The organism is Pseudarthrobacter sp. S6, from assembly GCF_050156575.1.
Classification (GTDB): Bacteria; Actinomycetota; Actinomycetes; order Actinomycetales; family Micrococcaceae; genus Arthrobacter.
Map to the genome: position 1 here is coordinate 3,652,842 of NZ_CP189581.1, position 26,055 is coordinate 3,678,896.

General features: G+C 66.6%; 22 protein-coding genes and 1 pseudogene. 7 read left to right on the forward strand and 16 right to left on the reverse strand.

All coding sequences use genetic code 11. From position 1 onward, the window contains the following. Window positions 1-46: 46 nt before the first annotated feature. A complete protein-coding gene (locus ACQCS0_RS17525; protein WP_426939936.1) occupies window positions 47-1,363 on the forward strand; it encodes an alpha-hydroxy acid oxidase in 1,317 nt (438 codons plus the stop codon). Between the two features lie 95 nt (window positions 1,364-1,458). Here ACQCS0_RS17525 and ACQCS0_RS17530 read toward each other — a convergent pair whose 3' ends face one another. Further along, window positions 1,459-2,001: a metalloregulator ArsR/SmtB family transcription factor gene (locus tag ACQCS0_RS17530; RefSeq protein ID WP_354154604.1), complete on the reverse strand. Its 543-nt coding sequence runs from the start codon at window positions 1,999-2,001 to the stop codon at window positions 1,459-1,461. 77 nt (window positions 2,002-2,078) lie between these two features. Next, window positions 2,079-3,290 (reverse strand): acetoin utilization protein AcuC, encoded by a 1,212-nt coding sequence (locus ACQCS0_RS17535; protein ID WP_354154603.1) that lies wholly within the window; start codon window positions 3,288-3,290, stop codon window positions 2,079-2,081. A gap of 105 nt (window positions 3,291-3,395) precedes the next feature. Here ACQCS0_RS17535 and ACQCS0_RS17540 point away from each other — a divergent pair, with 105 nt between their 5' ends. Beyond that, complete coding sequence (locus ACQCS0_RS17540) at window positions 3,396-4,829, forward strand: potassium transporter TrkG (RefSeq protein ID WP_354222418.1); 1,434 nt, start codon at window positions 3,396-3,398, stop codon at window positions 4,827-4,829. After that, window positions 4,822-5,508 (forward strand): TrkA family potassium uptake protein, encoded by a 687-nt coding sequence (locus tag ACQCS0_RS17545; RefSeq protein ID WP_354154601.1) that lies wholly within the window; start codon window positions 4,822-4,824, stop codon window positions 5,506-5,508. Before ACQCS0_RS17540 ends, ACQCS0_RS17545 begins: the two co-directional genes overlap by 8 nt. Window positions 5,509-5,581: 73 nt before the next feature. Here ACQCS0_RS17545 and proC read toward each other — a convergent pair whose 3' ends face one another. From proC to ACQCS0_RS17575, 6 genes and pseudogenes are all read right to left on the reverse strand, one after another. After that, window positions 5,582-6,415: a pyrroline-5-carboxylate reductase gene (proC, locus tag ACQCS0_RS17550; RefSeq protein WP_354154600.1), complete on the reverse strand. Its 834-nt coding sequence runs from the start codon at window positions 6,413-6,415 to the stop codon at window positions 5,582-5,584. Between the two features lie 264 nt (window positions 6,416-6,679). Beyond that, window positions 6,680-7,684: a Ppx/GppA phosphatase family protein gene (locus tag ACQCS0_RS17555; protein WP_426938866.1), complete on the reverse strand. Its 1,005-nt coding sequence runs from the start codon at window positions 7,682-7,684 to the stop codon at window positions 6,680-6,682. 52 nt (window positions 7,685-7,736) lie between these two features. Next, complete coding sequence (locus ACQCS0_RS17560) at window positions 7,737-8,189, reverse strand: SseB family protein (RefSeq protein WP_282330144.1); 453 nt, start codon at window positions 8,187-8,189, stop codon at window positions 7,737-7,739. A gap of 47 nt (window positions 8,190-8,236) precedes the next feature. Next, window positions 8,237-10,966: a type I DNA topoisomerase gene (gene topA / locus ACQCS0_RS17565; RefSeq protein ID WP_354154598.1), complete on the reverse strand. Its 2,730-nt coding sequence runs from the start codon at window positions 10,964-10,966 to the stop codon at window positions 8,237-8,239. A 156-nt stretch (window positions 10,967-11,122) separates the two neighbouring features. Next, window positions 11,123-12,838 carry a DUF7059 domain-containing protein gene (locus ACQCS0_RS17570; RefSeq protein WP_354154597.1) on the reverse strand — a complete coding sequence of 572 codons (1,716 nt, stop codon included), beginning with the start codon at window positions 12,836-12,838 and terminating at the stop codon, window positions 11,123-11,125. 50 nt (window positions 12,839-12,888) lie between these two features. Next, window positions 12,889-13,272: pseudogene (locus ACQCS0_RS17575) on the reverse strand (MerR family transcriptional regulator); the annotation flags it as partial. Window positions 13,273-13,411: 139 nt separating this feature from the next. Between ACQCS0_RS17575 and ACQCS0_RS17580 the strand changes: the two are divergent. Next, on the forward strand, window positions 13,412-13,849 hold the full coding sequence (locus tag ACQCS0_RS17580; RefSeq protein WP_354154596.1) for a hypothetical protein: 438 nt from the start codon (window positions 13,412-13,414) through the stop codon (window positions 13,847-13,849). A gap of 570 nt (window positions 13,850-14,419) precedes the next feature. Here ACQCS0_RS17580 and ACQCS0_RS17585 read toward each other — a convergent pair. After that, complete coding sequence (locus ACQCS0_RS17585; RefSeq protein WP_354154595.1) at window positions 14,420-15,313, reverse strand: rhodanese-related sulfurtransferase; 894 nt, start codon at window positions 15,311-15,313, stop codon at window positions 14,420-14,422. 275 nt (window positions 15,314-15,588) lie between these two features. Between ACQCS0_RS17585 and ACQCS0_RS17590 the strand changes: the two genes are divergently transcribed. After that, a complete protein-coding gene (locus ACQCS0_RS17590; RefSeq protein WP_354154594.1) occupies window positions 15,589-16,281 on the forward strand; it encodes a GNAT family N-acetyltransferase in 693 nt (230 codons plus the stop codon). A gap of 27 nt (window positions 16,282-16,308) precedes the next feature. Continuing rightward, window positions 16,309-18,738, forward strand: a complete 2,430-nt coding sequence (locus tag ACQCS0_RS17595; RefSeq protein ID WP_354154593.1) for a DEAD/DEAH box helicase — start codon at window positions 16,309-16,311, stop codon at window positions 18,736-18,738. Here the strand turns inward: ACQCS0_RS17595 and ACQCS0_RS17600 are convergent. The 7 genes from ACQCS0_RS17600 to ssd form a co-directional block, all read right to left on the reverse strand. After that, on the reverse strand, window positions 18,711-19,070 hold the full coding sequence (locus ACQCS0_RS17600) for an Rv3654c family TadE-like protein (protein WP_354154592.1): 360 nt from the start codon (window positions 19,068-19,070) through the stop codon (window positions 18,711-18,713). The genes ACQCS0_RS17595 and ACQCS0_RS17600 overlap by 28 nt on opposite strands. Beyond that, window positions 19,067-19,594, reverse strand: a complete 528-nt coding sequence (locus ACQCS0_RS17605) for a TadE family type IV pilus minor pilin (RefSeq protein ID WP_354154591.1) — start codon at window positions 19,592-19,594, stop codon at window positions 19,067-19,069. Before ACQCS0_RS17605 ends, ACQCS0_RS17600 begins: the two co-directional genes overlap by 4 nt. Continuing rightward, entirely contained in the window at window positions 19,591-19,953 is a 363-nt protein-coding gene (locus ACQCS0_RS17610; protein WP_354154590.1) for a DUF4244 domain-containing protein, read from the reverse strand. The genes ACQCS0_RS17605 and ACQCS0_RS17610 overlap by 4 nt, the downstream gene beginning before the upstream one ends. 171 nt (window positions 19,954-20,124) lie before the next feature. Then, a complete protein-coding gene (locus ACQCS0_RS17615; protein WP_354154589.1) occupies window positions 20,125-20,733 on the reverse strand; it encodes a type II secretion system F family protein in 609 nt (202 codons plus the stop codon). Continuing rightward, window positions 20,730-21,611, reverse strand: a complete 882-nt coding sequence (locus ACQCS0_RS17620) for a hypothetical protein (RefSeq protein ID WP_354222421.1) — start codon at window positions 21,609-21,611, stop codon at window positions 20,730-20,732. Before ACQCS0_RS17620 ends, ACQCS0_RS17615 begins: the two co-directional genes overlap by 4 nt. Continuing rightward, complete coding sequence (locus tag ACQCS0_RS17625) at window positions 21,608-22,861, reverse strand: TadA family conjugal transfer-associated ATPase (protein ID WP_426938867.1); 1,254 nt, start codon at window positions 22,859-22,861, stop codon at window positions 21,608-21,610. The genes ACQCS0_RS17620 and ACQCS0_RS17625 overlap by 4 nt, the downstream gene beginning before the upstream one ends. Next, complete coding sequence (gene ssd / locus ACQCS0_RS17630) at window positions 22,858-24,099, reverse strand: septum site-determining protein Ssd (protein WP_354154587.1); 1,242 nt, start codon at window positions 24,097-24,099, stop codon at window positions 22,858-22,860. Before ssd ends, ACQCS0_RS17625 begins: the two co-directional genes overlap by 4 nt. Before the next feature lie 199 nt (window positions 24,100-24,298). Here ssd and ACQCS0_RS17635 point away from each other — a divergent pair, with 199 nt between their 5' ends. Continuing rightward, window positions 24,299-26,011, forward strand: a complete 1,713-nt coding sequence (locus ACQCS0_RS17635) for a bifunctional 3'-5' exonuclease/DNA polymerase (protein ID WP_354222423.1) — start codon at window positions 24,299-24,301, stop codon at window positions 26,009-26,011. The last annotated feature ends 44 nt before the right edge of the window (window positions 26,012-26,055 follow it).

Genomic DNA, 26,055 nt, shown 5'->3' on the forward strand with positions numbered 1-26,055 from the left:
AGACCACAGCTCGAACCCTGCGCCAGGCCCACCAACGGAGGCAGCCATGACCCACACCATCCAGCCGGACAATCCCGAGGTCACGCCAGCCCCGGATGCCACGGACGTCCCGGTGTTCACCGGCAGCGCGCCGAAGCCGGCCGCGCTTAAGCGCCGGATCCCTAAGTATTCGGACCTGGCCCCGCTGATGCAGTTTAAGAAGCCCGAATTCAGTAAGGAAGCCCGGCTGAAGCGCGCCAGCACCATCTGGGATCTTCGCGACATGGCCAAGCGCCGCACGCCGCAGGCCCCGTTCGACTACACCGACGGCGCCGCCGAGGGCGAGATCACCCTTCGCCGCGCCCGCGAGGCCTTCCTGGACATCGAGTTCCGGCCCGGCATCCTGCGCAACGTCTCCAGCATCGACCTCAGCACCGACATCCTGGGCAAGCCTTCCCGGCTGCCCGTGGGCATCGCCCCCACCGGCTTCACCCGCATGATGCAGTCCGAGGGTGAGTACGCCGGATCGCAGGCTGCAGAAGCCGCCGGCATTCCATACACCCTTTCCACCATGGGCACCGCCTCCATCGAGGACGTTGCAGCCGCCGCCCCGAACGGCCGCAACTGGTTCCAGTTGTACCTGTGGACGGACCGCGACCGGTCGCTGGAGCTGATCGAGCGCGCTGCCAAGGCCGGCAACGACACCCTTATGGTCACAGTGGACACCGCCGTCGCCGGCGCCCGCCTCCGCGACGTCCGCAACGGCATGACCATTCCGCCGGCACTGACCGTCAAGACCGTCCTGGATGCGTCCTACCGCCCGGCCTGGTGGTTCAACTTCCTCACGCACGAGCCGCTGACCTTCGCCTCGCTGTCCCGATACACCGGAACCGTGGCGGATCTCATCAACTCCATGTTCGACCCCACGCTGACGTTCGAGGACCTGGACTGGCTGCGTGAAACCTGGAAGGGCAAGCTCGTGGTCAAGGGCATCCAGACCGTGGAGGACGCCCGCAAGGTGGTGGCCCACGGCGCCGACGGGGTGGTGCTCTCCAACCATGGCGGCCGCCAACTGGACCGCGCCCCCATCCCGTTCCACCTGCTGCCGGGCGTCAAGGAAGCCTTCACCAAGGACAACTCGGACGCGGCCATCATGCTGGACACGGGCATCATGAGCGGCGCGGACATCATTGCGGCCCTGGCCCTGGGCGCCGACTTCACGCTGATCGGCCGCGCCTACCTGTATGGCCTCATGGCCGGCGGCCGGGCGGGCGTGGACCGCACCCTGCAGATCCTCGAGAAGGACATGGCCCGCACCATGGCGCTGCTCGGTGTCAGCAAAATCTCCGAGCTGACCCCGGACCACGTACGCCTGCTCAGATAGTAGCCCCGCCCGTCCGCCCTGAGTTTTTGGCCAGATAATGGCACCAAAAGTCGATATTCCGGCCATTGTCTGGACAAAAACTCAGAGTAGTGGGGCTACTTTTTGCGGCCGAACTTGGGGAGGTTCGGGAGGTTGGCCAGCAGGTCCGCGGCCTTTGTGGCGGCGCGGCCCACCGTGCGGCCGATCTGCTGCGGCACGGTGTCGTCGCTGAGCGGTGCAACGGTGCCGCCCGGAATCACGACGGCGGGACTCAGCTCGGCGCCCGGACGCTCCAGGACGGCAGCGATGGCGGCACTGTCCGGCAGTGCGGTAGCCACGGTTTGCTCGGTGCCGGCTTCCGCCACAGCACGGGGTGACTTGGCGACGGCGGCTGCCGGGCCGACGTCGAACGTCTCCAGCCAGCTGACAATCCCCTCAAGCGGCTTGGGGTTCAGCGCGTAATAGCGCTTCTGGCCCTGCGCCCGCATGCTGACCAGCTGGGCCTCGCGGAGGACTTTCAGGTGCTTGGAAATGGTGGGCTGGCTCGCGGACAGTTCTTCCACCAGCTCGCCCACTGCCTTGTCCCCGGCGCGCAGGGAAACCAAAATGTCACGCCGGGTTGCTTCCGCAATGACGGCAAATACGTCGTCTGTCACCATGACTCCCACCCTAGCGACATATACGCCGTCAGGCATCAACTATTTCGCCTGTGACCGGCCATCGCGGGGTGATTAGATCAGTCGAACCAGGGATCGAGGCCGTGCAGCGGGAAAACGGCCTTGCGGGTGGCCATGACGGTGCGGTCCACGGCATCGTTGGGGTCAAAGCCCACTTCCCAGGACCGCCACCAAAGCTCCACGTCGTCCCCCATCAGGCCCGGGGCGTCCCTGCCGAACTTGTCCGAAACATAGGCGCGCCAATCCTCCGGCACCGGGGTCCGGAGCGCAACGGGACGCCCGGCGGCGATGCCGATCAGGTGGCTCCAGGACCGCGGCACAACGTCGGTAACGCTGTATCCGCCGCCGCCAGTGGCGATCCAGCGGCCCTCGCAGTGCCGGGCAGCGAGATTCCCGACGGCGGTGGCCGCCTCACGCTGGCCGTCCACACTGATGTTCAGGTGGGCCAGCGGGTCAAGGCGGTGCGAGTCGCAGCCGTGCTGGCTGACGATGACGTCCGGCTGGAACGCACCCACGAGCTGCGGCACCACCGCATGGAAAGCCCGCAGCCAGCCGGCATCCCCGGTGCCCGACGGCAGGGCAACGTTGACGGCGCTGCCCTCAGCCTGCGGACCGCCGATCTCGTCCGCGTAGCCGGTCCCGGGGAAAAGTGTGAGTCCGCTTTCATGCAGGGAGATGGTCAGGACCCGGGGATCGTCCCAGAAGATGCTTTCCGTCCCGTCGCCGTGGTGCGCATCAACGTCGATATACGCCACACGGCGGGTGCCGCCGTCGAGCAGTCTCCGGACGGCCAAGGCGGAGTCGTTATAGATGCAGAAACCGCTGGCGCGGTCGCGGGCAGCGTGGTGCATACCTCCGCCGAAGTTCACGGCGTGGAGCGCGGACCCGTCCAGGATGGCGGACGCAGCGGCCAGCGATCCACCGGCAAGCCTTGCGGCGGCGTCGTGCATACCGGCGAAGGCTGGATCGTCGTCGGTGCCCAGCCCGCGGGCTTCATCCGGCGAGGTCGGGTCGTCACTGACCCGGCGGACTGCAGCCACAAACTCAGGCGAGTGTACGGTTTCCAGTTCGGTATCGGACGCAACCTCCGGGGCCTCCACAGACACATGCGCAAAGTCCAGCAGGCCGAGGCTGCTTGCAAGCCTCGCCGTCAGGTCCAGCCGCGCGGGAGCCATCGGGTGGCCCGGGCCGAAATTGTAGGCCGTCATGGCGGAATTCCACACCACCATCGTTGGCGGCGCGGGCTGGCTGAGACCGGGCAGGAATGTCATCAATGACAGGCTACCGGAGGGCGCACCCGGCCCCGGCCCGGCCATAACGCGGGCATTAGTGGTTTACTACTGGAGGAAACAGTTTCAACCGAGGAAAAGCCCCCCATGACGCAACGCCAGTCGAGGCCCCGGAACCCGGCCAGCTGGCACCCGGCCGCACCGGGGCGCGAAGGCCTCTGGATCTTCACCCGCATACGCGACTTCGTTGACGAAATTGCCAACACGTCGCCCGCACGGCTTGCCTTGAGCGCCTTCGGGACGGTCTGCCTGATCTTCACTTTCCTCCTGTCGCTGCCCATCTCCTCCGCCACCGGCATGGCCACTCCGATCCACCAGGCACTGTTCACGGCGGTGTCCGCCGTCTGCGTGACCGGCCTGACCGTTGTTTCAACGGCGGTGCACTGGTCATTTTTCGGCCAGCTGGTCATCCTGATCGGCATCTTTGTGGGCGGATTGGGAACGCTGACGCTCGCCTCCCTGCTGGCCCTCATGGTGAGCAAGAAGCTTGGCGTCCGCGGCAAACTCATTGCCCAGGAGGCCATGAACAACGCCGGCCGGCTCGGCGAAGTGGGTACGCTGCTGCGCATCGTCATCACCACGTCCGTGGTGATCGAAGGTGTCCTGGCGCTTGCCCTAGTCCCCCGGTTCCTGACCCTCGGCGAGCCGTTCTGGCAGGCCGTGTGGCACGGTGTCTTTTACGCCATTTCTTCGTTCAACAACGCCGGATTCACCCCGCATTCAGACGGCATCGTGCCGTATGAGAGCGATCCCTGGATCCTCATCCCGCTGATGCTCGGCGTGTTCCTCGGCAGCCTGGGTTTTCCCGTTGTTATGGTCCTGCAGCAGAACGGGCTCAACTGGAAGAAGTGGAACCTGCACACCAAGCTGACCATCCAGGTATCCTTCATCCTCCTCGCCGCGGGCACCGTGCTGTGGGCGCTGATGGAGTGGGACAACGTGCGGACCATCGCCCACATGGACCTCGGCGACAAGATCACCCATTCGTTGTTTGCGTCCGTCATGACCCGCTCCGGCGGTTTTAACCTGGTGGAGCAGAACCACATGGAATCCACCACCATGCTGCTCACCGACGCCCTGATGTTCGCCGGCGGCGGTTCGGCATCGACGGCGGGCGGCATTAAGGTGACCACAATCGCCGTGATGTTCCTCGCCATCGTCGCGGAGGCCCGCGGCGACTCCGACGTCAAGGTGTACGGCAGGACCATCCCCCAGGGAACCATGCGGGTGGCCATCTCCGTCATCGTGGCCGGCGCCACACTGGTCTCCGTCTCCGCGTTCCTGCTGCTGCAGATCAGCGGCGCATCCCTGGACCGGGTGCTGTTCGAAACCATCTCCGCCTTCGCCACCGTGGGGCTGAGCACCAGCCTCAGCGCCGAGCTGCCGCCGTCGGGCGTTTATGTCCTCACTGCCCTGATGTTCGCGGGCCGTGTGGGCACCGTTACCCTTGCAGCTGGGCTGGCCCTGCGTCAGCGCAGCCAGCTGTACCACTACCCGGAAGAGAGGCCCATCATTGGCTAATTCCTCAGGCGCCCCCAACCGCCCCGCCCACAACGCGCCGGTCCTGGTGATCGGGCTGGGCCGCTTCGGTTCATCCACCGCCGAGCAGCTGGTGAAACAGGGCCGCGAGGTGCTGGCGATCGAACGCGACCCGAGCCTGGTCCAGAAATGGGCACCGCTCCTCACCCACGTGGTGGAGGCCGACGCGACCAACATTGATGCGCTGCGCCAGCTCGGCGCCCAGGAGTTCAGCTCCGCCGTTTGTGGCGTGGGAACGTCCATCGAGTCCTCGGTGCTGATCACCGTGAACCTGGTGGATCTCGGCATCGAGCATCTCTGGGTCAAGGCCATCACACCCTCGCACGGCAAGATCCTCACCAGGATCGGCGCGAACCACGTGATCTACCCCGAGGCCGACGCCGGCGTCCGCGCCGCGCACCTGGTCTCCGGCCGCATGCTGGACTTCATCGAATTCGACGACGACTTCGCCATCGTGAAAATGTATCCGCCCCGTGAAACAGTCGGTTTCACGCTGGATGAGTCAAAGGTGCGCTCCAAGTACGGTGTGACGATCGTGGGCGTGAAGTCGCCCGGTGAGGACTTCACCTACGCCCGCCCTGAAACCAAGGTGTCCGCCCGCGACATGCTGATCGTGTCCGGGCATGTGGACCTGCTGGAACGGTTCGCCGCGCGGCCGTAGTCCCCACCCGCGCCCTAACCTCGCAAGCTCGGCCAGGGAACCCTGCGGTCGTGGCCCCATCCATCCGGTGGGATTAGCCGAGCTGCCGGGTGATCTCTGCGGAGCGGTCCGCTGCGGCGCGGGCGCCGGCGGCGATGATGGACGGAATGCCGCGGTCCTCGAACGTGGCGATGGCCCGTTCGGTGGTGCCGTTGGGGCTCGTCACTCCCTTGCGCAGGGCCGAAGGATCGGCGCCCGGCTCAGCCAGCATAAACCCCGCGCCTGCGACTGTCTCCCGCGCCAGGAGCAACGACAGCTCGGGATCCAGACCCAGTTCGACGCCGGCAGCGGCCATGGCCTCGGCAAGGTAGAACGCGTAGGCGGGACCCGAGCCGCTGATGGCCGACACCGCATCCACCTGCTCCTCCGGCACCTCCACCACGGTGCCTGCGGCCCGCAGGATGTCCTTGACGGTCTGGAGCTGTTCCGGCGTGCAGTTGGTACCGGGTGAAACGGAGACGACGCCGCGGCCCAGCTTCGCAGGGGTGTTCGGCATGGTCCGTATCACCGGTTGTCCGGGAGGCAGTGCCGCTTCGAGTTGCGCCAGCGATACGGCTGCGGCGACGCTGACAACTACGGCCTTCGGGGACAGGGAGCCGCTGATTTCGCGGGCCAGGTCGATGATGCCCACCGGCTTCACACCAAGAATTACGACGGCGGATCCCTTGGCGGCGTCCTTGTTATTGTCCGGTTCCTCTTCGCCAGCGACAGCGGTAATGCCGTGGTGGCGCAACGCCAGCTCCTCGGCGCGTTCGGCACGCCTGACTGTAGCTATGACGTCGGCGGGGTTGGTTCCGGCGGCCAGAAGGCCAGAGAGGATGGCTTCGTTCATGGATCCACAGCCCAGAAAGGCGATTCGGTTACTCATGGTTCCATCATTGCAGTTCGGCTGGGCGGCTGCAGAAATGGAACGAATGGGACAACGCGGGAACCCGCCGAAACTGATTCACAGCGGACTCCCATGTTCGCTGCAGCTTGCACACAACTTCGCCGCTTAATGTAGTTATTACCTCATTGAGGGTGCGAGTGATGCGGCAAGCATGGGGATGTTTGCCCGAGGCGCCGGTGGTTTGCAGCAGGTTTTCCCCCATTTTCCTGCTGCGGACGCCGGCGCTTTCGCGTTAACGCTGTTTCAGGCGGGTGTGGACTCGATCGCCTGACGCGCCGGGGCGGGCCCCACGATATGCGGGGCCGGATCCAGCGGACCGGCAAAGACCAGCTGGTCGAGCCGGCGCAGGATCAGACCTTCACGCAGCGCCCAAGGGCAGATTCTGATCTTTTTGAACTTGAACATTTCCAGGGCGGCCTCGGCAACCAGGGCCCCGGCGAGGAGCTGATGCGCGCGGGCCTCGGACACCCCCGGCAGAAAGAGCCGGTCCTCGGCCTTCATGGCTGAAATGCGCTGCGCCCAGACGCCCAGGTCCGTCGCGTTGAGTGTGCGCTTCACGTAGGGGCCTGCAGCGCTGGGGGCGGCCCCTGCGACCCTGGCGAGCGACCTGAACGTCTTGGAGGTGCCGGCCACAACATTGGCGCGCCCCAGGCCGTCGAACTGCTTCACCGCGGGGGCCAGCGTGGCCCGGATATAACGGCGCAGCTCCTTGACACTCTTGGCGGAAGGCGGGTCTTCGGCCAGCCAGTCGCGAGTCAGGCGGCTGGCGCCCAGCGGGACGGAGGTGGCCACTTCGGGCAACTCGTCCTGGCCGAAGGCCATTTCGAAGGAGCCGCCGCCAATGTCCAGGTTCAGGATGGGCCCGGCACCCCAGCCGTACCAGCGGCGGACGGCGAAGAACGTCATAGAGGCTTCTTCGCTGCCCGTCAGTTCCTGCAGGGTGACAGTGGTTTCGTGCTTGACCCGGGCCAGCACCGCAGCGCCGTTGGTGGCTTCGCGGATGGCGGACGTACAGAAGGCCAGCAGGTCGTCCGCTTTGTGCCTGGCCGCAAACTCCCAGGCTTCAAGGACAAATTCGGTCAGCTCGTGCTGACCGGCGTCCGTGATGTTACCGTCGGCATCGAGGTACTGGACCAGGGATATGGGCCGTTTGTGCGACGCAAAAGGCACCGGACGCGCGCCAGGGTGGGCATCCACCAGGAGAAGGTGGACAGTGTTTGACCCGATATCGAGGACGCCTAGCCGCATCCTGCCATTATTCCCCCGCCCGGGCCCTCACTCACAACCTGCGCAGAAAATGTCAGTTTGCGGAGGCGTCCTCTGGTGCACCGTCCGGGAGTTCATCGGCTCGCTTGAAGTCGCGCTTGATGTTGGCGACGCCCTCCGGGTTGATCTCAAACCCGTATGCAGCGCCGGGGTTGATCACCATGCCCAATTCCTCGCCAATGTTGGCGATAATGGCCGCACCCTGGGTCCCCAGGACGTTCGGGGCAGCCTCAAGGTACTGCTCATCAACCCTGCTGGGGTGCGAGAACACCGCAAGGACGGGCTCGCCGTCGGCGTTCGCCAATACCAGCGGCTCCACCTGGGAATCCTCCCCCTCGATCCCGTCGGTGCTGATGACGTAGACCTCGCTGTTGAGGAAGGACAGGATGACATCCACCGGGCTGCCCTCGGGCTGGCCGCCCTGGGCGAGCTTCTCTTCGAGGTCGTTGAGCGGCGTGAGATCGGCTGTGCCGGGCTGTTCAGTCATGTATCTACTCGACCACGTTGGAGAGCCCGGCGCAATTCCGCCCCTATTTACTTCTTGGCTGGAGCCTTCTTCTTTACCGGAGCCTTGCGGGCCGTGGTGGTGCGTTTGACCGGCCCCTTGGCCCTCTTCTCAGCGAGGAGTTCAACCGCTTGTTCCCGGGTCAGCTCCTCCAGGGACGTGGACCGCGGGACGGTGATGTTGGTGATGCCGTCCGTGATGTACGGCCCGAAGCGGCCTTCCTTCACCACGATGTTCTTCTCGGAAACGGGGTCCGGTCCGAACTCAGCCAGCGGGGCTACCGCGGCACGGGCGCCGCGCTGCTTGGGCTGGGAGTAGATCTCGAGCGCCTGCTCCAGCGTGATGGTGAAGATTTCCTCTTCGGTGCCGATGGAGCGGGAGTCCGTGCCCTTCTTCAGGTACGGGCCGAAGCGGCCGTTCTGCACCGTGATGAGGTTGCCTTCGGCGTCCTCGCCCAGGGCGCGGGGCAAGCTCATCAGCTGCATCGCTTCATCCAGCGTGACGGAGTCCACCGTCATGGACGCAAACAGCGAACCGGTGCGCGGCTTAGCCTTGACAGGCTTTTTCGGCGGCTTCGGCTTGCCGTTTTTGTAGTACTCCACGGGCTGGTTGGCCAGCTGTTCCTCGGTCATCTCGGGGATGACTTCGGTGACGTAGGCGCCGTAGCGGCCGTTCTTCGCCACCACGGTGTGCCCGGTATGCGGGTCAGCGCCGAGGACGCGTTCTTCCGGCGCGGCCGTCTCCATCAGCTCGATGGCCTTGGCCGCGGTGAGCTCGTCCGGTGCCAGGTCCTCCGGGACGTTGGCTCGGGAGTTTTCCACGATTTCGCCGGTCTTCGGATCAACGGTGGCGGCGGAGCTTTCCAGGTACGGACCGAATTTGCCCACCCGCAACGTGATCTCGTCCGTGATGGGAATGGAGTTGATTTCCCGGGCGTCAATGTCGCCCAGGTTGTTCACGATGCTCAGCAGGCCCGGATCGGCGTCTTCACCAAAGTAGAAGTGCTTGAGCCAGGCGGACCCCACAGCCTGGCCGTTGGCGATCTTGTCCAGGTCGCCTTCCATGTCCGCCGTGAATTCGTAGTCCACGTAGTCGGTGAAGTGCTGCTCCAGCAGGCGGATCACCGAGAATGCGATCCAGCTGGGCACCAGGGCAGAGCCCTGTTTCCGGACGTAGCCCCGGTCCTGAATGGTGGAGATGGTGGAGGCGTAGGTCGACGGGCGGCCGATGCCCTTCTTTTCCAACTCGGCGGTCAGCGACGCTTCGGTGAAGCGCGGCGGCGGCGAGGTCTCGTGGCCCACAGCCAGAATGTCCGACGCCGTGAGGGCATCGTCCTTGGCCACGTTCGGCAACCGTCGGGCTTCGTCGGAGTCGTCGTCCCCGCGGCTTTCGTCCTTGCCTTCTTCGTAGGCGGCCAGGAAGCCGGGGAAGGTGATGACCGTACCGGAGGCGGAGAACTCAGCGTCCCGGCCGTCAGTAGCAACGGCACCAAGGCGGATGGTCGCCGTCGAGCCCTTGGCGTCACCCATCTGGGAGGCGACGGTGCGCTTCCAGATCAGCTCGTACAGGCGGAACTCGTCGCCGGAGAGCTGCTTGGCAACCTGCGCCGGCGTGCGGAAGGAGTCACCGGCGGGGCGGATGGCCTCGTGGGCTTCCTGCGCGTTCGCAGCCTTGCTGGTGTAGACGCGGGGCGACGCCGGGATGTACTCCGGGCCGTACAGCTCGGAGGCCTGGCGGCGGGCGGCCGTGACGGCTTCGTCGCTCAACGCCGAAGAGTCGGTTCGCATATAGGTGATGTAGCCGTTTTCGTACAGCCGCTGGGCCACCTGCATGGTGCTCTTGGAGGTGAAGCGCAGCTTGCGGCCGGCCTCCTGCTGCAGCGTGGAGGTGGTGAACGGCGCTGCAGGACGGCGGGTGTACGGCTTGGTGTCCACGGACCGGACCCGGAAGTCCGCATCCTGGAGTCCTGCGGCCAGCGAGGTAGCCAGTTCCTCGTTCAGGTGCGCCGCGTTGCGCGCGGTAAGGACGCCGTCGTCATTAAAGTCCCGGCCCGAAGCCACCTTGGCGCCGTCAACGGAGGCGAGCTTTGCCTTGAACGAAGCGGAACCGGCACCAAACTGGCCCGTGAGGTCCCAGTAGGAAGCCGAGGTGAACGCCATGCGTTCGCGTTCACGGTCCACCACCATGCGCGTGACCACAGACTGCACGCGGCCAGCGGACAGGCCGCGGGCCACCTTGCGCCACAGCACGGGAGAAATCTCGTAACCATAGAGGCGGTCCAGGACACGGCGAGTCTCCTGCGCATCCACCAGTGCCGTATCAACATCGCGCAGGTTGCCCATGGCGCGCTGGATGGCTTCCTTGGTGATTTCACCGAACGTCATCCGGTAGACGGGCACCTTGGGCTTGAGCACTTCCAGCAGGTGCCACGCGATGGCCTCGCCCTCGCGGTCCCCATCGGTTGCGAGATAAAGGGCGTCGGCATCCTTGAGGGCGGCCTTCAGTTCGGTGACCTTTTTCCGTTTGTCCGCAGACACCACGTAATAGGGTTTGAAGTCGTTTTCGATGTCGACGGCGAACTTGCCCACCGAGGTTTTCTTCAGTTCTGCGGGAAGCTCGGACGGCTGCGGCAGGTCTCGGATGTGACCAACGGAGGCCTCTACGATGAAGCCCTCGCCGAGGTACTTGGCGATGGTCTTGCTCTTGGCCGGAGACTCCACAATCACGAGTTTCTTGCCGGTTTTGGCCTTGCTTGGCACGGTGCTCCTACAGAAAAAGGTTGCTCGGGCAGATGAGCCCATACTCGCCTAGTTCACCATATTTTGGACAATCGTGCGCATTCATGTGGAAAACCCGCCGACTCATCCGGCACGTCAAGGACCCCGTTTTGGGGTGTTCCAAAGCGCGCCAAACCGCTATGCGGCAGGCTCGGAGGGAACCAGGAAACCGTCGCTGACCAGGTTCGCGACGTCCTCGAGCAGCCTGGTCCGGAACGCATCGCCGTCGAACCCGTCCTCCCCCACGAGGCTCCCGCCGAGCAGCGCCGCGAGGGCGCCGATGATCTGGCCGACGGAGAGGTCACCGTCGCAGGCGGAGACAAATCCGGCGAGTTCGGTGCTGAGCAGATTGGTCCGGCGCAGAGCGGCACCCTGGCGGAGCAGAATCACGCCCGGGTGCTCGGCGCCGGGACGCTGATGGCGTTCCTCCGTGACGTCGTCCGCCACGAGCAGATGCGCGTCCGCCAGGCTGTTGGCGGCCAGCCAGTCGGAACGCTCGACGGCGGCGCCCAAGTGGGGCCCGATGGGCTGCTCAATGGGGTACGTAATTTCCTCGAACCGGCTGATGGCGGCGGCACTGGATTCCGCCGGCGGCCGGCGCAGCCAGATCATGCCGAAGCCGATCCCCGCCACGTTCCGGGACGCGAAGTCCGCCAGGTACGCGGCATAGGCGTCCCGGTAATGCATGCGGTCGCGGGATTCTGATGCGTCCTGCAGCCATGTTTCGGCGTACTGTTCCGGGCCCACCTGCTCGCGCTGGATGAACCAGGCATCCGCATCCGGACCGATCCAGCCTTTGGGCCGCTCGTGCCACTCGGCCCCGGCGGGAATTTCCCAGTTGCCCAGCAGCTGCGCGGTGCCGCCGGGAGCCAGGGCGCCGGGCAATGCCGCCACGAGCGAGGCCACGATGTCGTCGCCCGGCAGCCCGCCGTCGCGGTAGGTGAACTGCCCGGACGCAGGTTCGCCTACCGTCCGCGGCGTGATGACGAACGGCGGGTTGGACACCACAAGCTCGAATTCCTCACCGGCCACGGGCTCCAGGAGCGACCCCAGCCGAAGGCTGACCCGGTCCGCCAGGTGTTTCGGGTCCACGTGCAGGGCCTCGGCATTCAGGAGCAGGTTGAACCGGGTGAAGGCCAGAGCCCGCTCCGAGATGTCCGTCGCGGTGACGTGCTCGGCATGGTGCAGGAGGTGGAAGGACTGGATACCGCAGCCCGTGCCCAAATCCAGGGCCTTGGCGACGTGGCGCCGGACGGTGGTCTGCACCAGCGTGGTGGATGCCTGACCGATCCCGAGTACGTGATCGTGCCGCAGCACGCCGTCCTGCTGGTGCGCGGCGAGGTCACTTGCCACCCACAACTCGGCGCCGCCGCTGCCGTCCTCATTGGAATCCCAGCCGTACGGCCGCAGATCCGCTCTTGCCTGCAGCAGATCCAGCGCCGGCTGACCGGCGCCGGGCAGATCAGAGGCGGGCACGGGCACAAGCAGCCCCAGCTCGACCAGGCCGTCGGACCGGATTCCCGGCAGGGCGGCGTCGAGCGTTTCCCGCGTTTGCGGTTCCGCCAGGAGCCAGAGACGTACGACGGCGGCGAGCGCCGACGCCGTGTTCTCACCGTTCGCAGGCCCACCTTTCGCCGCATCATTGTAGAGGGCGCTTTCGGTGGCGAGCAAAGCCGGGATGATCTGGTCCCGGTTCAGCGCGCGGTAGGCGGACTCGCCCAGGAGCCCGGCCACGCCGTCGAGCGTGTAGTCCACCCGGCGCAGGTCCGCGGCGAGCGCCGTCAGCAGTTCGGGGCGGTCGCTGCGCGGGGCATCGGGGGTGTTGCCGGCCAGGAAAAGCGTGTAATCAGTCACCGCCCAAGTCTATTGGCGGGCAGGCTTCCCCCTGACGGGCTACAGGTTCTCCGCTGCGAGCGCTGCTTCCACTCCGCCTTCTCGTCGGCGCTCATGCCGCACCACCACGCATCCCCCTTCGCGTAGGCGTCCTTGCCCCAGCGTTCCTCCACCTCGTCCTTGTACTGCGTGTGGTCGAAACTGTTGAACATGTCGTCTGCCATGATTTCGCCACCTCCTTTCACTGCTTCGAGGGTTTGTGTGACCGACGCGATCTGCCGCGCCAGCCTGTCCTGTTCCTGCTTGAGCCATGCCAGATGCCCGGTGAGGGCGTTGGCCGCGTCCGTTTCGTCGTCAAGCACCTGCCTGATTACCGGCAGGCCCAGCCCCAGGCCGCGACGCGTCCTGCTGGTGGTCCCTGCGAGCCGGGCAATGTCCTGGATGGACCAGTCCATGTGTTCCTTCTTCCCGGTCTGTTGGCGGAATAAGTCCGGGGTTGTGATCCGGCTGATGGTTCAACGATAAATATTGACGTAGCGTCTAGGTCAAGGGTCTGAATCACGGAGCACGGGTGGGGCCGGGTAAATTGGCAGCATGGTTCTGTTTCCTTCCTCCCTGCCGCGCGCCCTCTCCGCCGTGGCGGCAGCAGCTGTCCTCCTGGGCGCCTCCGGCTGCGCGCAGCAGCTTTCGGTCGAGAACGCCGACGTGCCGGCCTGGAAGGCCACCGCGATGCCATCGGCCAGCGGCATTGTTGCCGAGGACTCTGGCAGGATTCTCAACGCCCAGCCCATTGATCATGGGGAGACTGTGCCGGCAGGCAAGTACACATTGACACTTGTCTGCGAAGGCGGCGGCAAGGCCTTCCTCGCAGTGCGGTCCGGCGGCAAAGCGCTTGCCGACCTCGGAGCGGCCTGCTACGGCACGCCGGAGTCCCGCAAAATAACTCTGCCGGAATCCGGGCCGTTGGAGCTCAGTGCCTCCAGCGTTGACGCGCCGGTGATCTACGCTTACCAACTGGTAACCGCGGGGTAGTCGCCAGTCAGTCCAGCCCCTGCCCCAAGCAGCAGTCCTTAACCCCCGTGCCTGACCGGCTTTCCCGTCACCTACTCGAGGCTCTGGATTGGCGTCCGGGCCGGGCATAGAGTCGGAGTATGCCCGCAACGCAGGGGGCGCCGCCGCCCCGCAGTGCGGTACGTCGTCCGGGCGCTTGCCCGTCCCGGTCAGTCTCCGTGCGCACCCGGGTGAGGGCCGCCGTCGTACTCTGGACGGCGGGCGCCCTTGTGGCCGGAACTGCGCTCGCCGGATGTGAATACACGTACGACGAAGGGTGGCGTCCCGCCGAGGCCCCGGCGGCGCCGGAGGTGACCGAGCCGGGGCCACCCGCAGACCTGTGGCGGAACGATCCCGTCAGAGAGGCCGAAATGGAGGCCTGGCTGGTTGAGTCCCAAGTGGGGACCGGGCTGCAGGTGGCGCACAGGGAATTCGGCCTGTTGCGGGCCAAAGAAATCCGGACCGGCGCCACAGCGCCTACCGGCTGTCCCGGCTGTGAACTTTGCTGCCTGCCGGATCCAGGCCGGCCCGGCCCCTTCGGCCACGCGCGTTTCAGGCCGCGCAGCCTTCGGGGCAGCGAAGCGTCTCCGGGCTGGCGGCACACTCGGCGCAGTACAGCGTCAGAGTGCGGCAGCTCGGGTTGGAGCAGTTCTCGAACTTGCTGGTGGGAGAGGCGCAGCGGACACACGCACCGATCGTTTTAGCATCCTCGCTGAATTCCAGGTGCATGCGCTTGTCGAACACGTAAAGCGAGCCTTCCCAAAGGCCCTGGTCCTTGAACGTTTCGCCGTAGCGGACGATGCCGCCGTCGAGCTGGTACACCTGCTTGAAACCTCGGTTCACCATCAGGCTGGAGAGCACCTCGCAGCGGATGCCGCCGGTGCAGTAGGTGACCACGGGTTTGTCCTTGAGGGCGTCGTACTTGCCGGAGTCGAGCTCCTTGATGAAGTCGTGGGTAGTGGCCACGTCGGGGACGACCGCGTCCTTGAACTTGCCGATCTGGGCTTCGAAGGCGTTGCGGCCGTCGAAGAACACCACGTCCTCGCCGGCCTGTTTCGTGGCCTCTACCAGTTCGTGCAGTTCTTCGGGCTTGAGGTGGGTGCCGCCGCCCACCACGCCGTGCTCATCCACCTTGAGTTCACCGGGCGCGCCGAAGGAGACGATCTCGTCCCGGACCTTAACGCTCAGCCGCGGGAAGTCTGCCGCGCCGCCGTCGGACCATTTCACGTCGATGCCGTGGAAGCCCTTGTATTCGCGGGTGGTCTTGACGTATTGCTTGACCGCGCTTATCTCGCCGCCCACCGTGGCGTTGATGCCGTCCCTGGAAATGAGGATGCGTCCGGTCAGCCCGAGTTTTTCGCACAGGGCACGCTGCCAGAGCCGCACCGCGTCCGGATCTGCGATGGGGGTAAAGCCGTAAAAGAGCACAATTCGATTCAAAGCCACGTATTTAAGGGTACTGGGTTGCCGGGCACCGGGCCCGCGTGCGGCCGGGGCCATGGTTGGCCCGCTGCGATGGCGGCGCCGCGCCTGTTCAGGGCGCCGCCCACCGCCGCCAGCAGTGCTGCACCACAGACCAGAAGTGGCAGCGGCAAGGTGTTCCTGGACGGATCCATCGTGGCGTGCATGCGTCAGACTTGTCCGGTCACGATTGCATAAGCAAGTCGCATCGGGGCACCCTACCCCTGTTGCTTGTGTCGGGGCTGGAATACTCTCATGACATGAGTCCGGACGCCTTGGTTGAAGACATCACACGCCTTCTTGAAGTCTGGGTAGCTGGCTGGGCCGGCTGCCGCGGTTACCAGACATCAGTTGAGGGCCGCTTCCCCGCTGCACTGCGGGCCGACACCACCGGGGAGTGGGAGTACTTCGCCCATGACCCCTCCGCTGACGAGTTCACTGCCCTGGCTGCGAAGACCGTCGAGGCGCCGGCCAGGGTCCTGAACATCCTCACCAATGACGTTGCCCGCTTCACGGCGCTGGCCCAGCAGAACGGTCTGAACGTCACGTCCGCCTCGCAGGCCATGATGATTGTGGACATGTCCACCCAGGATACGGAAGATCCGTGGCTCTCCGACGATGACCTGAACCTGGTCACCTCCGAACTCGACGGCGTCCACCACGCGGTGGTCCGTTCAGGTGACACGGTGGCGGCGAGCGGCAGGGTTTTTGTGGTGGACGAGACCGCTGTATTCGACAAGATTATAGTCCAACCGACGTTCCAGCGCCGCGGCCTGGGCAGCTTCATCATGAAGGCCCTGGCCGCACAGGCCATCGGACCGGATGTGGAAAGCGGCCTGCTCCTGGCCTCCCTCGACGGACAGAAGCTGTACTCCCACCTGGGCTGGTCCACTGTTTGCCACGTGCTGATGCTCTCCACGTCCGACGAAGGCGCAGACCTTTCCGTGGGGTGATTTTTTCCCGGGTGAAAGAATGTTGGGGTGAACCCCCATGACTCCCTGATTCCAATGCTGGGCCGAGGCCCGGACCCGGAGCAGCTGCGTCATGTCCGCATCATCCCTGCCCGGCAGGCTGTCCACGAACCATGGCCGGAGTGGGCGCACCCGGATCTCGTGGCCGCCTATGGTTCCCTCGGCATCCACGAGCCGTACCGGCACCAGATCCAGGCCGCCAACCTGGCCCACGGCGGCGAGCATGTGGTCATTGCCACCGGCACCGCCTCCGGCAAGTCGCTGGCCTACCAACTGCCGGCGATTGACGCCATCCACCGCTCCGAACTGGGCGTGCTCTCCGAACCGGGAAAGATCCACGACGACGGCGCCGTGACCCTTTATCTCTCGCCCACGAAGGCGCTGGCCGCTGACCAGTTGGCAGCCATCCGTTCGTTGAAACTGCCCACCGTGCGGGCCGAGACCTACGACGGAGACACCGACCCCACGGCCCGCCGATGGATACGGGACCACGCTAATTTCATCCTCGCCAATCCTGACATGCTCCACTTCGGCATCCTGCCCAATCACGCCTGGTGGGCCAGCTTCTTCCGGCGGCTGCGATACGTGATTGTGGATGAGGCCCACAGCTACCGCGGCGTGTTCGGCTCGCATGTGGCCAACCTGATGCGCCGGCTGCGCCGCATCTGCGCGTACTACGGCGCAGGGGCTGCCCATCCCGGTCCGGTGTTCATCGCCGCCTCTGCCACGGCATCGGAGCCGGGCACATCGTTCGGACGCCTAATCGGGGCGCCGGTCCAGGCCGTTGCCGAGGACTGCTCACCGCACGGCTCCACCACGGTAGCTTTCTGGGAACCCGCATTGACCGAGCTCAAGGGCGAGAACGGCGCCAACGAACGACGCACCGCCGTTGCCGAAACGGCGGACTTGCTGGCGAACCTGGTCTCGTCCCGGATCCGGACCATTGCCTTCATTAAGTCCCGCCGCGGTGCGGAAACGATCGCTTCGATCACCAAGCGCCTTCTGGACGAAGTGGATCCCAGCTTGCCGCAACGCGTGGCCGCCTACCGCTCCGGGTACCTTCCAGAAGAACGCCGGGCCCTGGAAAAGGCCCTCCGCTCCGGTGAACTGCTGGGTGTCTCAAGCACGTCCGCCCTCGAACTGGGAATCGACATTTCCGGGCTGGATGCCGTCCTGGTGGCGGGCTGGCCAGGCACCCGGGCGTCGCTGTTCCAACAGATCGGCCGCGCAGGGCGCGCGGGCCAGGATGCCATCGCCGCGTTTGTGGCCAGCGATGATCCGCTCGACACCTACCTGGTGAACCATCCGGAGGCGATTTTCGACGTGTCGGTAGAGGCCACCGTCTTTGACCCGTCCAATCCGTACGTGCTGGGGCCTCATCTCTGCGCCGCTGCCGCGGAGCTTCCGCTGGGCATGGCTGAACTGGGCCTGTTCGGCAGCACAGCAGAGAAGCTGCTGGGCCAGCTTGTGGCGCAGGGGTATCTGCGGCGCCGGCCGGCGGGCTGGTTCTGGACGCACTCCCAGAGCGCTGCGGCCATGGTGAACCTCCGTGCCGACGGCGGCGGGCCGGTGAGTATCGTCGACGCCGACACCGGCTCCCTGCTCGGGACGATGGACTCGCCCCAGACGCACTACCAGGCGCACACGGGGGCCATCTACGTACACCAGGGCGAAAGCTATGTGGTGGAGGAACTGAACGAAGACGACCATTGCGTGGTGGTCCGGCGCACCAACCCCGACTACTACACAACGGCCCGGGACGTGACCCAGATCGAAGTGCTCGACACACTCCGGACTGAGCACTGGGGCGATGTTGCCGTGCACTTCGGCGATGTGAAGGTGACAACGCAGGTGGTTTCCTTTCAGCGCAAGGCCCTGATTTCAAATGAAATCCTGGGTGAGGAGCCGCTGGAGCTGGGCGCCCGGGACCTGTTCACGAAGGCGGTCTGGTTTGTGGTGGAGAACCGTACGCTGACGGGCGCCGGGCTCATCGAGGCGCAGTTCCCGGGGGCCCTGCACGCCGCCGAGCACGCAGCGATCGGCCTCCTGCCTCTGGTGGCTTCCAGCGACCGCTGGGACATCGGCGGGGTGTCCACCGCCATCCACGCTGACACAGGCGTGCCCACCATCTTTGTGTATGACGGACACCCCGGCGGTGCCGGCTTTGCCGAACGCGGCTTCGATAAGGCAAAGGTGTGGCTTTCGGCGACCCGCGACGCCATTAAGGCGTGTGAGTGCGATTCGGGCTGCCCCTCCTGCGTCCAGTCCCCCAAATGCGGGAACAAGAACAATCCGCTGGACAAGGCTGCCGCCGTCACGCTCATCGATGTCCTCCTCAAGGACGCCCGTGAAATGCCTCCCCGCGGTGCCGAAGTCCCTGCCAGCACGGAGCCGTTCAGCACCACATCCGCTCAGGGCGGCGGCCCGGCCCGCGCCTGACCGGTGGCGGCGCCAACCAGAGTCCCTGCATTCAGCTCCGTTTGCACCACGACGGTCTGACCGGCCCCTTCCGTGCAGCTGACGAGTGCTGCAGCATTGCGGGCCGCCACCTCTGCGGCCACCGTGCAGGGGTCGCCGGACGTGATCCCGCGCAGGGCATCGGCCGCGGCAAGGGCGGCGAGGTCCGCCGCCGCCGCTGCCCTGCTGGCCATCACCGCGGACTGCGCGAACAACAGCAGCAGGGCCATCGCCATGATGACAACCAAAGCCAGTCCCGCGGCCAGGACTGTTCCCGAACCGCGGTCCGGGTTGTCCCCGGGCTGCCTCTTCACGACGGCTCCACTTCGGGGGCCCGGATGTGTTCGGTCCGTTCGTCCGCAGACTGTGCCAGCCTGAAAAGGTATCCGTTCATCGTGGCCGGCATTGGCAGTACCAGCGGCTGAAGATCGCCGCTGGCGGCGGGCGTTTCGCCCCGCGTGGTGGCCGTGGCTGTGAGCGTCCAGGGCACTGTTGCCCCCAGGGGTCCGCCCACACCGTCAGCCACCGTGACGCTGAGCCATTCGCCGTCAGCCGCAACGGACGCCGTTGCCGACGTCCCCGCCAACGTCCTGACGATCCCCTGCACCGCGGAAGGGTCCTCACCGCGGGCCAGCGCCCGGGCGCCGGCCCGCGCCGCTTCCTCGAGCCTGAGCTGGGTGACGCCTGCGGAGGCTCCGGCCAAAAGCAGGGCGAGGAGCAACAGTACCGCCGGCAGCGCTACCGCGAACTCCGCCGTTACGGCGCCGCGGGCATTCCCCGGCCCACGGCGGCTGCTCCGGTCATTAGGACGTTGCAGCGCTGCCGGCGACAGAATCACGGCAAGGCCAGCGCCGTGCGGATGAGGTTCAACAGGAATCCGCGTACTTCGTCGCTACGGAGAATGAAGACGAGGAGTCCGGCGAAGCCCACAGCGGCCAGGGTGGCGATGGCGTATTCGGCCGTTGCCATTCCGGCTTCTGAAGCTGAAAGCCTGCCGCGGCGCTCCGACCGCTCGCTGGCACCAGGGTAAAGCTCCACAACGTTGCCAGCGGGCTCCGTGGATTCCTGTCGTTGGCAGGTGCACGCTCCCAATCCCGCATCGGAGCGGGTTCCCGGGTCCCGTGGTGCGGTGCCCGCAGGTGCGGCGCTGGACTCCGGTGCAGGTGCTGCGGAAAGGCTGTTTTCGATGATGGTCATAGTGACATTTCCCTTCTGTGCTCCGGCCGAGTTGCCGGCTGCTTCGACTCTTCCCGGCTGCGGAAGTCTCGGTAAGGGCCAACAACCCGTAAGTGGATAAGCGCGGCTTTGAGCGGATTGTGGAGGACAGGACGGGGTGTGGAGGAATGGACCGTAGCTCAAATCCCGCGCTCAGGACCCGGACGGCACCAGTGCCAGCAGGACCGGAACAACGCCCAGGCAGATGAACGCCGGGAGCGAGCACAGGCCCAGCGGAATGACCAGCTTCACGCCGAGGGAGGCCGCCCGTTTCTCCGCGGCACGGAATCTTTCCCGGCGCAGCCGCGCGGCCTGCGCGTAAAGGATCGCCGACGACGGCGCTCCGGTCAGGGCGGCGAATCCCAATGCGTCACGCAGTTCCAGGATTTCGGGAAGCCGGACTTCGGAACTGCGCCAGGCTGTCTCCCAGTCGGCCCCGATGGCGAGCGCTGACACCACGGGACGCAGCGCCTTGCCGTAGTCCGTCGAGGCCGAGGCAGCGACGAGTTCCAGGGACCGCCCGATGCCTGACCCCGCGTCCAGCATCGCCGCCACGAGCTCAAGCATCATGGCCGAGTCACGCAATCCGTGCAGACGTCCACGTTGTGTGAAGGCTTCATCGGCCCCCGGCGACCCTGCACCCACTTCACCTCGGAGCCCGACCAGCCGCTTCCGGACCCGGCTTGGCTGCGAAAGGGCCAGGCAAGCGGCCGCAGCCAGAACAACTGCCACAGCGAGCCCCGGCACAAGAACCTCCGTCATGGCACACCGGCCCCGGCAGCAGCACCGACCAGGCGGGCAGACCAGATTCTTCCGGCGATGGTGAGGCCCACTCCCGCTGCCAGCGCCGCCAGTCCCAGCGGGGTCCCGATCAGGATGGCCAACGGGTCCACGCCCAACGCTATTCCCAGGCCCAGCCCCATCAGCGGGAGCCACGTCAGGAGACCCACCGTGGCTTTCGGTCCGGCGAGGGCCGTCTGCCGTGCGGCCTCGGCATCGTCTTCCACTTCGAGTTGCGCGGCAAACCGCGCCAGCACATCAGCCAGCGGACAGCCACTGGCTTCGGCGATATCAAAGCAGGCGGCCAGCTCGCACCAGATCCGTAACTCCCTGCCGTCGGCGCGCGAATACTCCGCCTGAGCGGTTTTCCTGATCGCTTCAGACACGGGTGCGCCCCGGAACGCTGCTGCCCGGACGGCGCCAAGCATCACCAGGGAACCTGGGCTGAGGCTCGGACCGCTGCGACTGGACGCTGGCCCGCGTGATGGTTCCGCCCTTCCTGCCGGGTCCTGCGATGCGCGTAAACCTGCGTTCGTCGTTGCTGAACCTGGCTCCGGACGGCCACCGTGGACCAGCCACAGTTCATCCCAGAGCCGTGCCGGAGTGCGGCCGCCCTTGAGCAGCGCAGCAAGCTGCTGCACCACAAGGGTCAAGGACAGGTCATTGCTTTTCGGTCGTGCGCGGAGGACGTTGCGCCACGTGCCGCCCGTTTTGCTGCCACCGGCCCCGGAGTGAACCCGCGAGGCGAGGCCTGGTCCTGCACTCGTCAAGGCCCGCCGGAAACGGCCGGTGGCACCTCCGGGCGGGCTGAAGAGGAGCACGACCGCCAGCCCCAGGACCACGGCCAACAGAAGTGTCATGCCGCGACACCCGCCGCGGGAGACAGTCCCAACCTCGAGCTCAGCGTCTTCCAGGCAGGACCGGTGCCGAGCTGACCACGCGTGGTCTCCAACGCCGGAACCACGGTAAGCCCGCCAGGACAGTCCTGCACCACACCCACGCAGGCAACATGCCGCCCGCGGCTGGACCGCTCCACGTGGACCACGACGTCCAAGGCACTGGCTGCCTGCAGCCGGACGGCGTCCTGGCCCATGCCGGCCAGTGCGCCCAAAGCTGTCAGGCGGGCCGGGACGGCGGTGGCAGTGTTGGCGTGGATGGTTCCTCCCCCGCCGGTGTGGCCGGTGTTCATGGCGGTCAGGAGCTCCCGGACCTCGGCACCGCGGCATTCGCCCACCACTAGCCGGTCCGGCCGCATCCGCAGTGCCTGCCGGACGAGTTCGCCCAGGTCCACTTCGCCGCCGCCTTCGAGGTTTCCGTGCCTGGACTCGAGCGAAACAATGTGCGGATGGACGGGGTTCAGTTCGGACGCGTCCTCGATCAGAACCAGCCGTTCTGCCGGGGAGCACAGCCCCAGCAGGGTGGAAAGCAGAGTGGTCTTCCCGGAACCCGTGGCCCCGCTGATCAGGAAACTCAGCCGCTGTTCAACCACGCCTTCAAGGACGTCCCGGACCACGCCGCCGAACATGCCGCCGGCACGGAGTTCGTCCATGGAGAAGACCTGCTCCCGCCGGATGCGGACACTCAGCAGAGTGCCGGCTGTCGAAATCGGCGGCAGGACGGCGTGGACGCGGTAGCCACCGTCGAGCCTGACATCGACACACGGGGACCCGTCATCCAGCCGCCGTCCGCCGGCGGCCACCAGCCGTGATGCCAAGGCCCGCACCTGCGCCTCACCGGAAAAGGAAACCCTGGCCGGTTCGAGGCCCTGACCCCGGTCGATCCAGACCGAGTCCGGGGCGTTGACGAAGATGTCGGTGACGTGGACGTCCCGCGTCAGTTCCTGGAGTGGGCCAAGCCCGTTCAGCTCGGCGCTGATCCGTTCCACAGCCGCGAGGGAGCCGCCAGTCCCCAGCAGCCGCCCGGTGGCCTGGACGGCGGCGGCGACCCGGGACGGCGTTACAGGTCCGGCATCGGCCATGACTGATTCACGGACGGTTTCCAACAGTGACGAATCCAAAAATCGCGGATCGAGGACCCGGGCCTGCCGACGGCGTGCCCCCGTCCGGTGCTCCTGGGGCGACGGCGGCGGGACTGGCTGCCGCTCGCTCACGGCAGGTCTCCGCTGGGGATGTCGCCGTCCAACAGATCGAGCACTGAGGCGGCGAAATGCCTGACGGGCCGCCGTTTGCCCACGTCCAGGAGCCGTCCGTTTTCCCCGGCCGCCGTAACGCCACGCAGCTCCGGAACCCGGCCGTGGACCGGCAGTCCGACGGCGTCCGCAATCAGTCCGCCGTCCAGTGCGGCGCCGGCCTTTCCCCGAACCAGGAGGGCCGCCTCGACCGGAGGAAGTTCGTGCAGCAGCCGGGCCGTGGCCACCGCGGCCTTCAGCTGCGCCGGCACAACCACCAGTATGCGGTCACAGTCCCAGGCGAACATCCGCACGGTTTCGGCGCTCCGTCCGATGTCCACCACCACCAGCTCATAGCCCCGCCGGGCCGCATCCAGGACGCCGCCTGTGGTGGCGGCATCCACCGGCGTCTGGCGGTCGCGGCTGCCTGGCCAGGACAGGAAAGAAAACCCGCCGGCGACCGGCAGTGAATCGGCCAGCTGCTCGGGATCTATGCTTCCGCTCGCGTCGGACAGATCAGGCCAGCGCAGCCCCGGCGTCGCCTCAGCCGCCAGCGCCAGTTCCAGGCCGCCGCCCCACGGGTCTCCGTCAACGAGCAATACACGCACACCCAGCCCGGCCGCCGCCTGGGCGACCCAGATTGCCGCGGTGGTGGCCCCGGCACCGCCGCAGCCCCCTGTTATCCCGAGGACGAGTCCTCCCGCTTCGGGCGACCGAGACCGGCTCAGGTACTCGGCCAGCCAGGCCGAGGCATCCGGCAGTACCGCCACCCGCTCCGCTCCGAGGGCTGTAGCCAGGTGCCAGAGGCTGTCCCCCTCCCCGTTCAGGCCCACCAACACGGCAGGGGCACGTCGCCGCGGCGGCAGCTCACGGACATCGCTCCCGACCAACACGGCGGCCGCGGCGTCCCAGTATTTGGCGGCGTCAGCCACTTCCGTCACCACCCGCAACTGGCCGCCGGCGGCAGCCACGATCCGTTCCACTTCGCCCTGCAGGAAGTCGTAGCTGGTGACGAGGAGCACCTCGGCACCAGCGGGGTCCGGTAGCCAGGCTCCCGCGGCCCGTCCCGAGGTAGGCGCACGGGACGTGGAAGCACCTGACCTGGAATCACGGGACTGGGAACCAACGGAGTCAGATCCGGGGGAAGGTGAGGGCCGGGCGCGGGACAGCTGGGTGGAAGACCGCTCGGAAGGGGGTGGAGATTGCTGGTGCCTGCTCATGCAGCCACTCTCCACCGCACTCAGGTGAAGGTAACAGGGGCATGCCGCCGTATGTGGACAACTCCCCCGAACACCCGGACCGGACCTGGCAGACCGGCCTGCCTCGCCTTGCGGACCAGTGCCGCTTCGGTGCGGCCAACTTCCTTCTGGCGCTCCGCCACGGCGTACAGAGCCCCCGCCACAGGGCAGAATTAGGCCTATGTATCTGCTGCTCGCCGCCCACGCCCACGGCGCAGCCCTCCAACAAGTCACCCAGGCGGGCGATCCGCACCCAGACCGCCCCGAGCCGCGCCTGATCAGCGCAAGCGAGCTGGCCGGCGTTGTACGCCAACTGGAGAACCGTCCCCGCGAGACCCCGCCCCGCTGGATCTGGAAGCGGACCCAGGACTGGTACCCCGCGCTGCTGGCGGCAGGCGTGGAGCTGGAGCGCTGCTATGACCTAGGTTTGTGCGGCAATATCCTGGCGTACTCACAGTTCACGGCCCACACGGAGTACGCCCGGAACGCCGACAAGGAACCCCTCGACGATCCCCAGGCGCTGCCCCGCGCCCTGCAGCCGCCGCCCCCGCCAGCGGACCAAGGGGCCCTCTTTGACGACGTCCGCCACCGTGCCCCACGGCAAGGACTGGCGGAGCTCCGCGCGGAATACGCCGCGCAACAAGCAGCCCTGGCCGATGCGGCTCCGGACGAAAACAAGCGGAAGCGGCTCCAGCTGCTGCTGGCTGCCGAATCCGCTGGCGCCATGATCGCCGCCGAGATGCAGCACACCGGTGTTCCCTGGCGGGAGGACCTGCACGAGCAGATCCTCGCCGATTACCTCGGGCCGCGCCCTCCGTCCGGTCACCGCCCCGCGAAGCTGGAGGCCCTGAGTACCGAGCTTCGGGGACTGCTCAACTCGCCCGGACTGAACCCGGACTCGCCGCAGGAGCTGATGCGCGCCCTGCACCGCAACGGCATCGAGGTGAAAAGCACCCGGCAGTGGGAGCTGATGGAGTCCAGCCACCCTGCCATTGAACCGCTTCTCGCCTACAAGAAACTGTCCCGCCTGCACACTGCCAACGGCTGGGCCTGGCTGGACGCGTGGGTGGCCAACGGCCGTTTCCAGCCCGAGTATGTGGTGGGCGGCGTCGTGTCCGGGCGTTGGGCGTCACGGGGCGGCGGGGCCTTGCAGATCCCGCGCCAGATCCGTGGCGCGGTCCATGCGAATCCCGGCCACAAACTCATCGTCGCGGACGCCTCCCAACTGGAACCCCGGGTGCTGGTGGCGCTGGCGCAGGACTCCAAAATGGCTGGAGCGGCGCGCGACAAGGACCTGTACGCAGGCATCGCCGCCCAGGGTTTCGGCGGCGACCGCGCCAATGCGAAAATCGCCCTCCTGGGCGCCATCTATGGCGCCACCACCGGCGAATCCGGGCGCTTGATGCCACAGCTGGCACGGACCTACCCGCGCGCCGTTGGCTTTGTGGAGCAGGCGGCGCGGGACGGCGCGGCCGGCGGCACCGTGACCACCAGGCTTGGCCGGAGCAGCCCGCCGCCGTCGGAAGGGTGGTTCCGGAGCCAGCAGTCGGCCACGGCCGAGGAGCAGCGCCGCGCGGAATCGATTGCCCGTTCCCGCGGCCGCTTCACGCGCAACTTTGTGGTGCAGGGATCCGCCGCTGACTGGGCGGCGTGCTGGCTGGCGGAATTACGACGGCGGCTGCGGGCCCTGCGTGCCGACGGTTCCGTTCAGGCGGAACTGGTGTTTTTCCTGCATGACGAGGTGATGGTCCACGCCCCCGAGGCCGGCGTCCAGGCCTGCATCCGGGCCATCGAGGAAGCTGCCGCCGCCGCGAAGGAACTGCTGTTCGGCCCCATCCCGGTGGAATTCCCCGTCAGCATGGCCGTGGTGGACTCATACGACAACGCAAAGTAGCAATTGGCCCCACTAAGTGGCCCAAAAAACCTACCCGCGAGTAG